We start from the raw sequence: 15,206 nt of genomic DNA, 5'->3' as shown, positions 1-15,206 counted from the left end.
GTTTTGTAATCTTGTGTAGTGATTTTATATTAATCTTTTCAAAGGGTTTGTCAAGGCCGTCTGAAAAAACGTTTTACATATATTAAGAACAGTCAAAAAAATGATGTGTTTCAAACGGCTTTCTTTTAAAATAACGCAATTGCATAACAACAATACCAAAAAGGGAAAATATGCGTTACCACGGCACCATCATGCGCTGGGACTATGAGCTCGGCTTCGGTTTCATTAAAGAAGAACAAACCAAATCGGAAATTTTCGCCCACATCGGCGAATTCGAAACAGAAAACCCGCCGCCGCGCGACGGTGAAACCGTATCTTTTGAAATTGTCAGCAACAAGCGCGGCACCGAAGAAGCCAAAAACATCGAATACCTCAACCGCCGCCGCACACCCGCCGCAACCGCAGCCGAATCAAATGAAGATACCCCCAAAAACCTGAACCGCTGGCTCGCAGGCATGGCCGCCGCCCTGATCGGCATCCCCCTGCTCGGCGCCGCCGGCTATTACGGCCTGGATTATTGGCAGACCTACCGTGCAAGCCAAACCAACAACGCCGTAGTGGTAGACGAAGTGGCCGAAAAAATGATAGCCGAACGCCGCGCCTGGAAAGAAGCGGTGGAGGCTACGGAAAAAAGCAGACCCCCTTCCGCATTCAGATGCGACGGCAGGCAATACTGCTCGCAAATGAAATCTTACGAAGAAGCCAAATTCTTTCTGAAGCATTGCCCCAATGTGAAAATGGACGGCGATAAAAACGGCGTTCCCTGCGAAAAACAGTTTGCCGTCGAAATCAGCCGGGAACAGTCCGGCCGAAACAGCGGCAAAGAAAACGGCAACGGCTTGAAGTGGTTTGACGGCGGCAGCCCGAATCAGCAGGGCGGGCGAAAATAAACCACATACAGCCGCCTAACGCCTTTGCAAAACTACCTTGAGGCCGTCTGAAAACCGCCCGCCCGTTTTCAGACGGCCTTCCTGCTTCCCCACCCGTCCAAAGAAAAGCTACAACCCCGCGCCGATTTCTTTTAAAATAATGCCCGAACCCGCAGGCCGTTTCAGACGGCCTTTACCTGTTTGATTGACCCGAGCATTATCCGAATGAACCTATACCAAACCGTTTCCCAAGAAGCCGAACAAGCCTTTGCCGCCGCCGGTATCGCCGGCGCGCCGGTGATTTTGCAGCCCGCCAAAAACGCCGGTTTCGGCGACTTCCAAATCAACGGCGTGATGGGCGCCGCCAAGCAGGCCAAGCAGAACCCGCGCGAGCTGGCGCAAAAAGTGGCCGACGCGCTCGCGGGCAGCGCCGTTATCGACAGTGCCGAAGTTGCCGGCCCCGGCTTTATCAACCTGCGCCTGAATGCGGGCTTTTTGGCCAAACACCTGCGCGCGGCCTTAAACGATGCGCGCTGCGGCGTGGCGGAGGCGGCAAACAAACAAACCGTGGTGATTGACTATTCCTCCCCCAACCTTGCCAAAGAAATGCACGTCGGCCATTTGCGCTCCAGCATTATCGGCGACAGCATCGCCCGCATCCTCGGCTTTTTGGGGCACACCGTTATCCGTCAAAACCACGTCGGCGACTGGGGCACACAGTTCGGCATGCTGGTGGCCTATATGGTCGAGCAGCAGCAACACAATACCGAATTCCAACTTTCCGATTTGGAACAGTTTTACCGTAACGCCAAAGTGCGCTTCGACAAAGACCCCGCCTTTGCCGACACCGCCCGCGAATATGTGGTGAAACTGCAAGGCGGCGACGAAACCGTGCTGGCCTTGTGGAAACAGTTCGTCGAAATTTCCCTGCGCCACGCGCAAAACGTGTACGACACCTTGGGCCTGCTGATCACACCCGATGATGTGGCGGGCGAATCTATTTATAACAACGATTTGCACAATGTTATCAACGAATTGAGCGCAAAAGGCTTGGCGGTGGACGACGACGGCGCCAAAGTGGTGTTTCTCGACGAATTCAAAAACCAAGACGGCGACCCCGCCGCCTTTATCGTGCAGAAACAAGGCGGCGGCTTTCTCTATTCCACCACCGATTTGGCCTGCGTGCGTTACCGCGTAGGCAAACTTAAAGCCGACCGCCTGCTGTATGTGGTCGATACCCGTCAAAAACTGCATTTTGAACAATTGTTTAACGTTTCACGCAAAGCCGGCTGGCTGCCCGAAAATGTTCAAGCCGAATTTATCGGCTTCGGCACCATGATGGGCAAAGACGGCAAACCGTTCAAAACCCGTTCGGGCGATACTGTGAAATTAGTGGATTTGCTGGACGAAGCGGTCGAGCGCGCCACCGCTTTGGTGCAAAGCAAAAACAGTGAATTGGCGGCGGAAGAAGCAGCGAAAATCGGCCGTACCGTCGGCATCGGCGCGGTGAAATACGCCGATTTGAGCAAAAACCGCACCAGCGATTATGTGTTCGACTGGGATGTGATGCTCAGCTTCGAAGGCAATACCGCGCCCTACCTGCAATACGCCTACACCCGCGTGCAAAGCGTGTTCCGCAAAGCGGGCGAATGGGACAAAACCGCCGCTTTAACCTTGAGCGAGCCGCTGGAAAAACAGCTGGCGGTGGAGCTGCTGAAGTTTGAAGACGTGCTGCAAAACGCCGCCGACACATCCTACCCGCATTATCTGGCCGCTTATCTTTACCAAACAGCAACGCTGTTTTCCCGTTTCTACGAAGCCTGCCCGATTCTGAAAGCCGAAGGCCAAACCCGCAACACCCGCCTGCAACTGGCCGCGCTAACCGGCGAAACGCTGAAACAGGGCTTGGAACTGTTGGGGATTGAAACGCTGGAAGTGATGTAAACGGAAACTTCGGACATACCGCGGCAATCAAAAGCCGAAACCTTTGCCAAATCTGTTCAGGCCGTCTGAAAACTTTTTTCAGACGGCCTGAGACCTTTGCAAAATTCTTTTCGATACCTTAAAACATCCGCTCACACCCCCAAATACCCTTCCCTACTGCTCAGCCACCGTTCCAAATGCGCCTCCACAATATCCGGCCGCTCTTCAATCAGCTTGGGCGCGATTTCGCGGGCTTTTTCCAGCAGCTGCAAATCTTCTTCCAAATTGGCGAAACGCAGCATCGGCACGCCGCTTTGGCGTGCGCCGAGAAATTCGCCGGGGCCGCGTATGTTTAAATCTTGGCGGGCGATTTCAAAGCCGTCGGTGTGTTCGTAAATCACTTTCAGGCGCGCTTTGGCGAGTTCGCTTAAGGGTTCGGAAAACAGCAGCACACACGAGCTGGCCGCTGCGCCGCGCCCCACGCGGCCGCGCAGCTGGTGCAGTTGCGCCAAGCCCATGCGTTCGGCGTGTTCGATGACCATCAGGCCGGCGTTGGGCACGTCCACGCCCACTTCAATCACGGTGGTGGCCACCAACACATTCAGACGGCCTGCGGAAAATTCGGCCATCACTTCGGCTTTTTCGGCGGGTTTCATGCGGCCGTGCACGAGGCCGATATTGAGTTCGGGCAAGGCCGTCTGAAGCTCGGCCAGTGTTTCGGTGGCGGTTTGCAGTTGCAGGGTTTCGCTTTCTTCAATCAGCGGGCAGACCCAATAGGCCTGCTGCCCTTTTTGGCACGCGCCCAACACCAGCCCTTCCACTTCGGCGCGGCGTACACTATTCACTAAGCGCGTTTTAATCGGGGTGCGGCTGGGCGGCAGTTCGTCGATGACGGAAACGTCGAGGTCGGCGAAAAAACTCATTGCCAGCGTGCGCGGTATCGGTGTGGCCGACATCATGAGCTGATGCACGTCCTGCCCTTTGTTTTTCAAGGCCAAACGCTGAGCTACGCCGAAGCGGTGCTGTTCGTCCACAATCACCAGCCCCAAATCGGGAAAGGCCACGTCGTCTTGAAACAGCGCGTGCGTGCCCACGGCGATATGCACAAGGCCGTCTGAAATGGCGGCTTTGTTTTGGTCTTTGGCTTTTTTGCGCTGGCTGCCGGAGAGCCATGCCACGCTCAAACCCAGCGGTTCGAACCATTGTTTGAACTTGGCGTAATGCTGCTCGGCCAGAATTTCGGTGGGCGCCATCACTGCCGCTTGGCAGCCCGCTTCGATGGCGGCCAGCGCGGAAAGCGCGGCCACGATGGTTTTGCCGCTGCCCACGTCGCCTTGCAGCAGGCGGTGCATGGGATGGGTTTGTGCCATATCGCTGCGGATTTCTGCGAGCACGCGCTCTTGTGCGGCGGTGAGTGCAAACGGCAGCGCGGCCATCAGCTTGGCCGTGAGTTCGCCCGTACCGCACAGGGGCGTGGCTTGGCCGCTGATGCGCTTTTGCCGTGCCAAACGCATGGATAATTGCTGCGCCAACAGTTCGTCAAACTTCAGCCGCTGCCACGCGGGCAAAGTGCCGTTTGAAAGCTGGTGGATGGTGAAACTCGGCGGCGGTGCGTGCAGCAGGCGCAGACTTTCGGCCAAGTGCGGCAGGTTCAGACGGCCTAATAATTCATCGGGCAAAGTGTCGTGCAGGGAAACCGTGTCTAAGGCCGTCTGAACGATGCGGCGCAAGGTCGGCTGGTTGAGGCCGTTTACGGTGGGATACACGGGCGTGAGGCTTTCGGCCAGGCTGCTGCCTTCGGCATCGCGGATTTTCGGGTGTATCATCTCGTCGCCGTAAAACCCGTGCTTGATTTCGCCCACCGCGCGTATGCGTTTACCCGCCGCGAGCTGCTTTTGATGGCTTGGGTAAAAATGGATAAAGCGCAGATGCAGCACGCTGCCCGAGCCGTCGCGTATCTGCGCGACCAACTGCTTGCGCGGCTTGAACTGCACTTCCTGATGAACCACCTCTCCTTCCACCTGACACGGCGTGCCGAGCGGCGCATCGGCAATCGGCATGATGTGCGTTTCGTCTTCATAGCGCAGAGGCAGGTGCAGCACCACGTCCCACGGCGTGTCGAGGTTGAGCTTTGCAAGCTTCTTGGCCGTGGCGTCGTTGATTTTGAGCAGCTTTTGGTGTTCGGGGGTCATAGCGTTGAGGAAAGCGGTGGAAGTGGCTATTTTAAACGATTTTTGAACGCTATCCGGCGGCATATGAACCAAAGGCCGTCTGAAAAACGTTTTCAGACGGCCTCCTATGTGAACATTAAGTTGGGTCGCCATCCGTTTGAATACCGGCTATAATTAGCTAACTGAACTAAGAAAAGGCATGATTATGTTCCAAGCAAATATCCATCAGGCAAAAACCAATCTCAGCCAACTGATACAAAAGGCCGAGGCCGGAGAAACAGTCATTATTGCCAAGGCGGGCAAGCCCTGCGTTCAATTAACCTGCATTGTCAAACAACAACGGAAAGCAGGCAGTCTGAAAAAATTCAGCCATTCCGAAAACACCGATATTTCGCGAATCCTTGAAAGTGATAAAGAGACCGCAGATTTATTTGAGGCATCGTCCCTATGAGAAAAATCCTATTAGATACGCACGTGGTACTGTGGTGGCTGCTGGATGATGGGAAGTTAGGGGAAAATGCCCGAAAACTGATCGAAAACTCCAACAATCTGATTTTTGTCAGTGCTGCAAGTATTTGGGAAATTTCAATCAAGCTGAATAAGGGGCTGCTGAAACTGCCCGAAGAATTTTTCGAGATTATCGGGCAGGAAGATTTTGAACGCCTCCCGATAGATTTCTTCCACGCAAAGCAGGCCGGCCTGCTTCCTGCGATACATCAGGATCCTTTTGACAGAATGCTGATTGCCCAGACCCAAGCAGAAGGTTTGGAGCTGATGACTGTTGACGGATATATCCCGCAATACGGAATCAGGGTAATCGATGCAGGCAGGTGAAACTTTATTTCCATAATGAAGGCCGTCTGAAACGTTTCAGACGGCCTTTGGTTCACGATACAGGCATCACAGCAAAAACATCGTGGCCAGCCCCAGGAAAATCAGGAAGCCGCCCGAATCGGTTACGGCGGTAATCAGCACTGAGCTGCCCAACGCGGGATCGCGGCCGGCTTTGTCCATCAAAACGGGAATCAGCACGCCCACGGTGGCGGCGAGCAGCAGGTTGAGCGTCATCGCGGCCACCATAACCAGACCGATGCCCAAACTACCATACATCAACCATGAAATCACACCCATCACCGTGCCCCAAATCAGGCCGTTGGCCAGTGCCACGCCCACTTCTTTTTTCAGCAGCCGGCCGGCCTGGGTGCCGGAAATCTGCCCCGTGGCCATCGCGCGCACAATCATGGTGATGGTTTGGTTGCCCGAGTTGCCGCCTATACCCGCCACAATCGGCATCAGCGCGGCCAGCGCCACGATTTTTTCGATGCTGCCTTCAAATGCGCCGATAACGCGGCTGGCAATAAAGGCGGTGCACAGGTTTACCGCCAGCCATACCCAGCGGTTTCTGACCGAGTGCCAAATGGGGGCAAACAAGTCTTCGTCTTCCTGCAAACCGGCCATGTTCAACATATCGGCTTCGCCCTCTTCGCGGATCACATCGACCATTTCGTCGACGGTGATGCGGCCGATAAGTTTTTTGTTTTCATCGACCACGGGGGCGGTTACCAAGTCGTAACGCTCGAAGGCCTGTGCGGCTTCTTCCACGTTGTCTTCAGGGTGGAAGCGCACCACGTCGGTGGCCATCACGTTTTCCACCAGCTCGTCGGGGTCGGCCACCAACAGTTTGCGGATGGGCAGCACACCCTGCAGAATGTCGTTTTCGTCGACCACGAATATTTTATCGGTGTGGTCGGGCAGGCTCTCGAAACGGCGCAGGTAGCGCAGCACCACTTCGCAGGCCACGTCGGCGCGGATGCTCACCAGCTCGAAATCCATAATCGCGCCCACTTGATCGTCTTCATACGACATCGCCGCCTGCACCTGCGCGCGCTCTTCGGCATCGCGGGTTTGCAGCGCCTCATATACCACTTGGTGCGGCAGGCCGCCCGCCAGCTCGGCCAGCTCGTCGGCGTCCAAATCGTCTACGGCGGCGAGCAGCTCTTCTTTGTCCATCGACCCGATCAGCGTTTCGCGCACCGCGTCGGAAACTTCCAGCAGCACCTCGCCGTCTTCTTCGGGCGAAGCCAGATGCCACACCATCGAACGCTCTTTGGGTGGCAGCGATTCGAGCACCGCCGCCACGTCGGCGGGGTGCAGCTCGTGCAGCACGGCAATGAGCTCGACCAGTTTGGCGTTTAAGGTTTCGTCTTCAACGGGCAGGTTGTTTTCAATCTGCCCGGCTGCGGGCAGCAGGGCCTCGGTAAGTGCGTGGATGCGTCCGATGTCGAGCGGCATACGTCCTGTTTTGCCCGCTTCGGCGGTTTCGGGGGTATTTTCTTCGATGCTCATAAATACTCCGCCCGCCTGAAGTGCGGGGGCAGTATTCCGGCGGGGTGGTTAAACGGTGGGGTTGTGTGCGGCTGGTAATGAACTGGGAAGGTCCATGATACGTGCCTGAACCGTTCAGGCGTGTGGTTGGAAACGGCGCGTATTCTACACCCTTTCAGACGGCCTTACCAAGATTTACAGAATACGGCGGCACAATCGGATAATAGGCCGTCTGAACGCAGCCAAGACGGCTTTATTTTTTAAACCCAACATTTTTTAAAACCTTCTGCTTGAGCAGTTTTTTCTTTTTAGTGTTTTTGGGCAGGCTGCTCAAACTTGACGATTTTTTCAAACCCAAATACGAATACAGCATCAATTGGATTTTCACTATAATAGCTGCTGTTTCTACCTTTTTTATTCATTTTGTTACTCATATGTGTTCCCGATAGCCGCTTTAAGCCGGCCTTTAATTGTTTCTTAAAATGAGACTTAAAAACGGGAAACGGCCGGAAAGGAAAACCGATATGAAACCCAAACTGATTATTTTCGACTGGGACGGCACGCTGGCCGACACCACCGGCCCGATTATCGATACTTTCCGGCAAACCTTCGCCGAATGCGGCCTGCCCGCCCCCGAAGCCGCCGCCGTTAAAAAATTAATCGGCTACAATCTTGTTACCATCATCCGCCACCTCGCACCCGATGCCGACATCCACACCAAAGAACAGTTGGCCGAAACCTACGCCCACCATTACCTCAACCCCAACAACCACAACATGAAACTGTTCGACAGCGCCCTCCCCTGCCTGCAAACCCTCAAGCAGCAAGGCTATTGGCTGGCGGTGGCCACCGGCAAAGGCAGGAGCGGGCTGGACAAAGCCATCGCCCAAACCGGCACCGCCGGCTTTTGGCTGGCCACCGCCTGCGCGGGCGAGCAGCCCTCCAAACCCGCACCCGACATGGTGTTCAAGCTGTGCGACGAGCTGGGGCTTAGCCCTGCCGACGCACTGGTGGTAGGCGACACCGTTTACGATTTGGAAATGGCCGCCAACGCCGGCGCCCGCGCCGTGGGCATCACCACCGGCGCCCATCCGGCGGAACAATTGCGGCAGGCGGGCTGTTTGGCGGTTATCGATGATTTGTCGGAACTGCCCAGGCTGCTGGCAGGGTTGTGAAAAACATTGAGGCCGTCTGAAATGTTTGATTTCGTCATTATCGGGCTTGACCCTATATGTGCACTAAGTTTTCAGACGGCCTAACGTCAACCTGTCCAATCCCGCCAAATCCTGCCGCGTTTCCACTTGCGCAAACCCGTTTTGCTCAAACAGCGCCCGCACCGCCGCGCCTTGGTTATAGCCGTGTTCCACCAACAGCATGCCGCCGGCTTTGAGCCGCCGGCCGGCTTCCTGCGCCAGCGTGCGGATACAGCTTAGGCCGTCTGAAAAATCGGTGAGCGCGTTTTGCGGCTCGAAACGCAAATCGCCCTGCTGCAAATGGCTGTCGCCCGCTTCGATATAGGGCGGGTTGGAAACGATGATGTCGTAGGATTGGTTTTCAGACGGCCCGCCCGCCTCAAACCACGAACCGCAGGCAAATTCGATGTTTGCGCCGAGCGCGCGGGCGTTGGCGGCGGCGGTTTGCAAGGCTTGGGGGCTGATGTCGGAAGCGCGCACGAGCGCATCGGGGCGCTCGAGTGCAACGGTTATTGCAATGATGCCGCTGCCTGTGCCCAAGTCCCACACCCGCCCGTTCGGCGGCAGGTGCTCGAGCACGGCTTCGACCAGATGTTCGGTTTCGGGGCGGGGAATCAGCACGCTGCCGTTCACTTGGAAAGTGCGGCCGTAAAATTCGCGCGTGCCGAGAATGTAGGCCACCGGTTCGCCGCCGATGCGGCGATCGGCCAGCGCGGCGGCGGCGGCGGCCACGGTTTCGGGCAGCGTTTCCTGCCCGCGCGTAACCAGTTGGGCGCGGGTGTAGCCGCCGGCGTGTTGCAGCAGCATACGCGCTTCGTTTTTGGGCAACGGGCAGGCTTGCAGCCATTGGTTCAGGGTTTGCGGCATAACGGGTTCGACAGATGTTTCAGACGGCCCGGATTATATCGCCAATAATTTTAGGGCGTGTAGTCAGAAAGCATTATGACTACACGCCCTAGGGCTCTATACCACGGTAAAGTTGGCCCGGCTGATTTCCAAATCTTTATCGAGTGTGGCGAAATGGACAGCGTCGCCCCTACCGCTGCCGTCGCCGTCGTAAAAGAGGTGGCCGGTATCGGCATGGTAGCGGACATATTGTTCCCATTCTTCCATCGTAGAGCTACTCAGGCTCTCAAAAATGCTGCTGTGCAGCTCGATAATGTCAAGATCTACGTCAAAATCGGTGATGGTGTCGACGCTGCCGTCTAAAACGCTGTCGAATACGAAAGTATCGCGCCCTTCGCCCCCGGTGAGAATATCGCTGCCGGCACCGCCTATGATGCGGTCGTCCCCCGCGCCGCCGTTGAGTATGTTGTCTGCACCGTTGCCGGTAAGGGTGTTGTTCAGGCTGTTGCCGTTGCCTGTAACGGCCGTGGTGCCGATTAAGGTGAGGGATTCGAGATGATCGCCGAGGGTGTAGTCGATGCTGCTGTACACATGATCTTCGCCTTCGTTTTCGGCCTCGATAACGGTGTCGCCGATATCGTCGACTATATAAGTATCGTTGCCTGTGCCGCCGATCAGCACATCGGCGCCGCTGCCGCCGTCGAGATAATCGTTACCGGCCCCACCGGTCAAAATGTCGCTGCCTGCACCGCCGGTGATGATGTTGTCGGCGTCGTTGCCGGTGAGTACGTCGTCGTATTCGGAACCGATCAGGTTTTCTATCTGCGTGCCGTAGCCGATAAAGGCTTGGCCTTCGGTGTAGGTGTTCAGCGTTACGGTGGCGGCGCTGTTGCCGCTGAGTTCTGCATCAGCGCCCAGCCCGAAATAGCTGCGCATATCGTAGGTGCTGCTGCCGGTTACGGCGAAGGTTGTTTCCGGACTGCCGCCGGTGTAGATCCACGAACCGGGGGAGAGGTTGACGTTTACCCCCTGCTTTTCGGCGGAAGCGTCGAAGGTATCGACACCGCCTGCGTCCCAAATATAGCGGTCGGCATCTTGGCTGTACATATTGTAGTTTTTGAAGGTGTAGGTATCGTCGCCGGTGCGCACGTTTTGGTTGACGCCGAATGCGTAATGCAGATAGGCCAAATCGTAGATCCGCAACTGGCCTTGGTTTAAAAACAGGCTGTTGTTGGCATAGGCTTTATACGACATATTGGAAAACTCGACGGTTTCTTCTTTGAGGTAACCTCCGGTAAAACTGTCGGACGTGTGTGTCATGCCGAGGGTGTGGGTAACTTCGTGCAGCACGGTGTAGCGGAGGAAATCTTCACCCCACGACATATAGTTGTGGCGGCTGTTCCACGCAATCAGGCCGCCGTTGTAGGCGATGGCGGAAGAGGCTTCGAAACCGTTGGTCAGGTTGCCCATGAAATAGTTGGTGTCGGCTTCGGCCATGCTGCCGGTTTCAACGAATTCTATGTTGGTTGCGGCGCTGATTTCTTTATATGCGTTGCGCACGGTTTCCTGCAGATCCGACGAATAGGTGCTCATCGTGCTGCGGTCGATATAACGGTTGTAATCCTCCGGCAGGGCGGCAATTTCTTCAAGCGTCATAAAGTGGTATTTGACCACGGCGGGGCCGTCGGTATTGCCGCCGAAGGCGATACCGTAGCTGCCGCCGCCGGGGTTGCCGGTTTTCTGAATGAAATACGGTAAGTCATACCCTTCGCCGGTGTGGCTGCCGTCGGCCGCAGTGCTGCTTGTTTGATTGTGCGCGCTGACGAATGTGCCGCTGTTTTGATTCGGCGCGGCGTAGGTTTTGCTGTCGGTAACGGTGATACTGCCGCCTGCGCCGTCGGTAGTGCCCAACACGGCGCGCACGGTGTGGGTTTCGGCGTTTGCCAAGTCTTCCGTCGGCACTTTGGCGCTGAAGGTAAGGTCGTCGCCAACGCGCGTAGTGTAGATTTTACCGCCGGCTTCCAGCGTTACGGTATCGCCCGCTTTGGCGCTGCCGCCCACCGTGCCGCCGATAAGGGTCTGCTCCGCTTCCGCCCCGGCCACCACATACAGGCCGTCTGAATTCTGTTTGATATAGGGGCTGTCGAATATAACCGACTCCACCTTCACCGGTGCATAACGAGAAAGTGCATCGATGCGGTAGGCATTGCTGCCGGTTTGCACCAAACCGTAAAGCTGCGGATCGGCATCCACTTTAAAAGCAAGCGTTTCGCCGTTTAATTCCGCCAATTCTTTAACGGGGATATCCAGATAAAAGCTGCGGTCGGCCTTAACGCCTGCGGTGTAGCTTTTATCGCCGATGGTTACGGTGATTTGGCGCAGCCTTTCGCTGTTCATGCCCTCGGCGAATACGCCTTCAACCCCGATTATGCCGCCGATACGGGTGGTGGCGGCTTGGGGCAGGCCGATGCTGAAATTGCTGCCTATCTGTGTGATGCCGATATCGGCTGCGGCTTCGGCGGCCACTCCGTAACTGCGCGCGGTAACGGCTTCGGCACCGTTTAACCCGCTCACGGCGGCCCGCACGGTGTAGCCGCTGCCTGCAAGCAGTTTTCCGGCAGCTACCGACGCGCTGAAGCTGTAATCGCCGTTTACTTCGGCATAGAGGGTTTCGCCGCCTGCCGTTAATGTTACGGTTTGGCCAACCTTAGCATCCGCACCCGACACGCGGCCGGAAATTTCGATTTGCTGCCCGGCTTCGGTTACGTTGATAAAATCGTCAGCAGTAACGGCATTGAGGCTGATGCCGATATCGCCCGACTGTATGCTGTAGCCGAGGCCGGTTCGGGCGGAACCGGTGTTGCCGGCTTCGTCGGTTGTGTTAACAACGGCATAAACCACCGGCACGGCGGCAGAAGCCAAAAGCTCGCCGGGTACGTTAACGGCAAACGCACCGCTGCCGTCAACGGCGGTTTCATGGCTGACGCCGTTAACGGTTAAGGCAACGGTGTCGCCCGCTTTGAATTCGCCGCCCACCTTGCCTGAAACGCTTACTTCGCCGTTTTTCTCGTTCTCGCCGATGATATTGCCTGCGGCGATGTCGTTTAATTCAATAGTCGGCACGGGGGCAACGGTGTCCACATCATAGCTGCCGGTTGCCGTGTGTTCGGCGGTGTTGCCGTAAGCATCGGCCGCACTTGCGTGTGCGCTGATGTTCAGACGGCCTTCATTAACGGCCAGCGCGGTTGCGGGCAGTTGCAAGGTCCAATGGCCGTCTGAAACCACTGGTGTGTAGGTGGTACCGTTGATGGTGATGCCGACGGCGATGCTGTCTTTAGAAACGGTTGTGCCTGCGGCGAGCGTGCCTTCAATCAACACGGTTTCGGGCAGTTTTGCCGCATTCACGGCTTTGCCGCCGTTGATGCTGCCGATGCCGATTTCGATTTCGGGCGGCACGGTTTGATAGGTGTAGCCCTGTGTAGCGGCGGCGGTTTCGGCGGTGCGCCCGGCCATATCTTTAACCGTGCCGGCTGCGCTCACTTCGGTGTCGGCCGCCATCACTTCGGCCGGCACTTGTGCGCTGAACGTTGCGCCTTTCAAATCGGCGCGGTATTCGTTACCGCCCACGGTAACGGTAACCGACTGTACATCGTCGCCTTCTCCCAAGCCGGTGATTTTGCCGGAAACCGTAACCGCCGCCTGCGCCGCTTCGCTTTGGTTGATCACGTTGTCGCCCGTTACTGCATCGAGCACAATCACACCTGCGGGCGGAGTTGTATCAACCGTGAAGATGCGGGAGGCAACGGCATTGCCGCTGCCTTCGTTTCCTGCTTCGTCGATACGCTGCACGCTGGCGGCGACGGCATATTTGCCCTCTGCCCCGCCGGGAAACACCCGGGCGGTTTCCACTTCAACGCTGTAAGTACCGTCTGCCTGCACCATGGCGGTGTGTTCGGTTTTGTTTACGGTTACGGTTACCGCAGCGCCCGTTTTGCCGTCGGTTACTTTTCCCGAAACCGTGAGGGTTGGCTGTGCCAGCTCGCTGCCGTCCACCACATTGTCGCCCGTTACTGCGTCGATAGTGATTGCGGTGCTGTTCTCCAAATCAATGCGGTATGCCTGCGAATCAGAAAACGTTACCGCCCCTCCGCCGCCTGTGGTGCTCACTGATGCGGTGAGTGTGCCGAAACCGCTGCGGGTGCTGCTGCCGATGCCGAAAAACGATGCATCCACATCCGTGCCGAACAGGCCGTCTGAAACCACGGCGGTGGTGTGCTGCGTGCCCACGCTCAAGGTAACTTCGGATCCGTCTTCCACATTTTCCACACGGCCCGAAAGGGTAATGCTGCCGCTTTCGGCCTCGGCTTTATTGATGATGCCGTCTCCGGCAACCGCATCAAGCACAATAATGGGATCGGGATCGGCATTAAGATAACTGCGGGTGTGTTCCGCCGTGCCGGTATTACCGGCCGCATCAACCACTTCGGCACGCACGGCCACTTCGTTTGCCGCCGCCAGCTGCCCGGTCGGAATATCTGCGCTGTAGCCGCTGCCGCTCACTTCGGCGGCATAATCCTCACCGTTCACGCTCACGGTAACGCTGCTTATCCGCTCGTCGGGCTGCATTCCCGTTACCGTGCCCGAAACCGTATGGGTGCTTTGCGCGCGTTCGGCACGGTTAAGCACGTCGTCTCCCGCAACCGCATCAATCGAAACCGCCACTTCGGGAGCCTGCAAGTCGAGGGTATAGGCCAGGCCGGTTTCGGCAACAACAGCATTGCCTGCTGCATCGGCTGTTTGAACAAACGCACGGATTTCGTCTGCCGTAGCTAAAACCGCGCCTTCAACCTCCACGCTGAACGTGCCGTTTTTCATGGTTGCCGCATAGCTCCGGCTGCCGACGGCAACCGTAACCGTATCTCCCTCCCGCACATTTCCAACCATGCCCGACACCGTTACCGAAGCTTGCGATTCAGCAATATTAACAATGCCGTCGCCCGCCGGCGTATGCAAAACAACTACCGGCTGAGGCAGCGTAACCTCTGGTGCGGAGGGTTCCGTTTCCCCAGCCGTTTCAGACGGCCCCTCGGACTCGGCCGCAGGTGCAGAAGGTTCTGCAGGCAGGGAAACGGTTTCCGGAAGTGTTTCCGAAGGATTCTGCTCGGCGGCGGGCTGCGCCTGACCGGCTCCGTCTGCCGCGCCGCCCCCGCGCCGTGCTGCGGCCAAGCCTGCTGCGGCCAAGCCTGAAACCGCCGCTGCCGCTCCCCACAACTTTGCACCGCCCGCACTTCCGCCGGCGGCTACTTCTTCCGCCACAGGCCGGACCGCCTGCCAAGCCCCTTCATCGGCAGCGGCGGCAGCAGTACCGCCCGCCTGCGCGGCATATTGTTGTTTTTCTAACGGAAAACCTGTTCGGTAACCTTTCCGCACCCAATCAGGCGCACTGCCGTGCGTTTCACCGGCATACGCCCACAAACCGCCTTCTGCCTGCCCGGCTGCAGGCTGCACTGCCGGTTCGGTCTGTTCCTCCGGCACTCGATGCGCCGCATCGGGCAGAGTCTGCCCGGCCGCAGGCTGATCAGGGTGTATTTCCACGGTTTCTGTTTTGCCGTCGCGTGTAATGCCAAATGCGTAAACTTTCATATGTTTTCCGTAAAATAATGTGAATTTCTTTTTATATTATAGAGTAAAGTTTTCAGCCTGTAGATATTCGGTATTATTTTTGAAACAGGCGGTATAAAACCGACATAAAATAACAACAGCAACCATCATGATATTTACATTAAACTTGGCATTCAGACGGCCTGCCATAGCCTGAAAACAGGTTTTTTAATGCCTGCTGCAAGATACCGTTGAGATTCCAAACGTATTGGAATAAT

General features: G+C 56.6%; 10 protein-coding genes. 5 read left to right on the top strand and 5 right to left on the bottom strand.

Annotation, left to right across the window (positions count from 1 at the left end):
- The first annotated feature begins 170 nt into the window (after positions 1-170).
- On the top strand, positions 171-890 hold the full coding sequence (locus Q3970_RS02835) for a cold shock domain-containing protein (RefSeq protein WP_303099094.1): 720 nt from the start codon (positions 171-173) through the stop codon (positions 888-890).
- A gap of 204 nt (positions 891-1,094) precedes the next feature.
- Positions 1,095-2,813 (top strand): arginine--tRNA ligase, encoded by a 1,719-nt coding sequence (argS, locus tag Q3970_RS02830; RefSeq protein ID WP_303099093.1) that lies wholly within the window; start codon positions 1,095-1,097, stop codon positions 2,811-2,813.
- Between the two features lie 131 nt (positions 2,814-2,944).
- On the opposite strand, the gene recG is transcribed toward argS, so the two are convergent.
- On the bottom strand, positions 2,945-5,047 hold the full coding sequence (recG, locus tag Q3970_RS02825) for an ATP-dependent DNA helicase RecG (protein WP_303099092.1): 2,103 nt from the start codon (positions 5,045-5,047) through the stop codon (positions 2,945-2,947).
- Positions 5,048-5,168: 121 nt separating this feature from the next.
- Between recG and Q3970_RS02820 the strand changes: the two genes are divergently transcribed.
- Positions 5,169-5,414, top strand: a complete 246-nt coding sequence (locus tag Q3970_RS02820; protein ID WP_303099091.1) for a type II toxin-antitoxin system Phd/YefM family antitoxin — start codon at positions 5,169-5,171, stop codon at positions 5,412-5,414.
- Entirely contained in the window at positions 5,411-5,797 is a 387-nt protein-coding gene (locus Q3970_RS02815) for a type II toxin-antitoxin system VapC family toxin (RefSeq protein ID WP_303099090.1), read from the top strand. Before Q3970_RS02820 ends, Q3970_RS02815 begins: the two co-directional genes overlap by 4 nt.
- A gap of 66 nt (positions 5,798-5,863) precedes the next feature.
- Here Q3970_RS02815 and mgtE read toward each other — a convergent pair whose 3' ends face one another.
- Positions 5,864-7,255, bottom strand: coding sequence for a magnesium transporter (mgtE, locus tag Q3970_RS02810; RefSeq protein ID WP_303099118.1), 1,392 nt, complete (start codon positions 7,253-7,255; stop codon positions 5,864-5,866).
- A 341-nt stretch (positions 7,256-7,596) separates the two neighbouring features.
- Entirely contained in the window at positions 7,597-7,722 is a 126-nt protein-coding gene (locus Q3970_RS02805) for a hypothetical protein (protein ID WP_303099089.1), read from the bottom strand.
- Between the two features lie 90 nt (positions 7,723-7,812).
- Between Q3970_RS02805 and Q3970_RS02800 the strand changes: the two genes are divergently transcribed.
- On the top strand, positions 7,813-8,463 hold the full coding sequence (locus Q3970_RS02800; protein WP_303099088.1) for an HAD-IA family hydrolase: 651 nt from the start codon (positions 7,813-7,815) through the stop codon (positions 8,461-8,463).
- Between the two features lie 63 nt (positions 8,464-8,526).
- Here the strand turns inward: Q3970_RS02800 and prmC are convergent, their stop codons facing one another.
- On the bottom strand, positions 8,527-9,348 hold the full coding sequence (prmC, locus tag Q3970_RS02795; RefSeq protein WP_303099087.1) for a peptide chain release factor N(5)-glutamine methyltransferase: 822 nt from the start codon (positions 9,346-9,348) through the stop codon (positions 8,527-8,529).
- A 96-nt stretch (positions 9,349-9,444) separates the two neighbouring features.
- Positions 9,445-14,970, bottom strand: coding sequence for an Ig-like domain-containing protein (locus Q3970_RS02790; protein ID WP_303099086.1), 5,526 nt, complete (start codon positions 14,968-14,970; stop codon positions 9,445-9,447).
- Between the last annotated feature and the right edge of the window lie 236 nt (positions 14,971-15,206).

The sequence above is a fragment of the Neisseria sp. genome, assembly GCF_030530745.1.
Classification (GTDB): domain Bacteria; phylum Pseudomonadota; class Gammaproteobacteria; order Burkholderiales; family Neisseriaceae; genus Neisseria.
Note: the sequence above shows the minus strand (reverse complement) of the source record. Positions and strands in the feature narration are given on the sequence as shown.

Excerpts from the sequence above, each read along its gene's own strand:
- Q3970_RS02835 (WP_303099094.1), top strand. The coding sequence starts at position 171 with ATGCGTTACCACGGCACCATCATGCGCTGGGACTATGAGCTCGGCTTC.
- argS (WP_303099093.1), top strand. The coding sequence starts at position 1,095 with ATGAACCTATACCAAACCGTTTCCCAAGAAGCCGAACAAGCCTTTGCC.
- recG (WP_303099092.1), bottom strand. The coding sequence starts at position 5,047 with ATGCCGCCGGATAGCGTTCAAAAATCGTTTAAAATAGCCACTTCCACC.
- Q3970_RS02820 (WP_303099091.1), top strand. The coding sequence starts at position 5,169 with ATGTTCCAAGCAAATATCCATCAGGCAAAAACCAATCTCAGCCAACTG.
- Q3970_RS02815 (WP_303099090.1), top strand. The coding sequence starts at position 5,411 with ATGAGAAAAATCCTATTAGATACGCACGTGGTACTGTGGTGGCTGCTG.
- mgtE (WP_303099118.1), bottom strand. The coding sequence starts at position 7,255 with ATGCCGCTCGACATCGGACGCATCCACGCACTTACCGAGGCCCTGCTG.
- Q3970_RS02805 (WP_303099089.1), bottom strand. The coding sequence starts at position 7,722 with ATGAGTAACAAAATGAATAAAAAAGGTAGAAACAGCAGCTATTATAGT.
- Q3970_RS02800 (WP_303099088.1), top strand. The coding sequence starts at position 7,813 with ATGAAACCCAAACTGATTATTTTCGACTGGGACGGCACGCTGGCCGAC.
- prmC (WP_303099087.1), bottom strand. The coding sequence starts at position 9,348 with ATGCCGCAAACCCTGAACCAATGGCTGCAAGCCTGCCCGTTGCCCAAA.
- Q3970_RS02790 (WP_303099086.1), bottom strand. The coding sequence starts at position 14,970 with ATGAAAGTTTACGCATTTGGCATTACACGCGACGGCAAAACAGAAACC.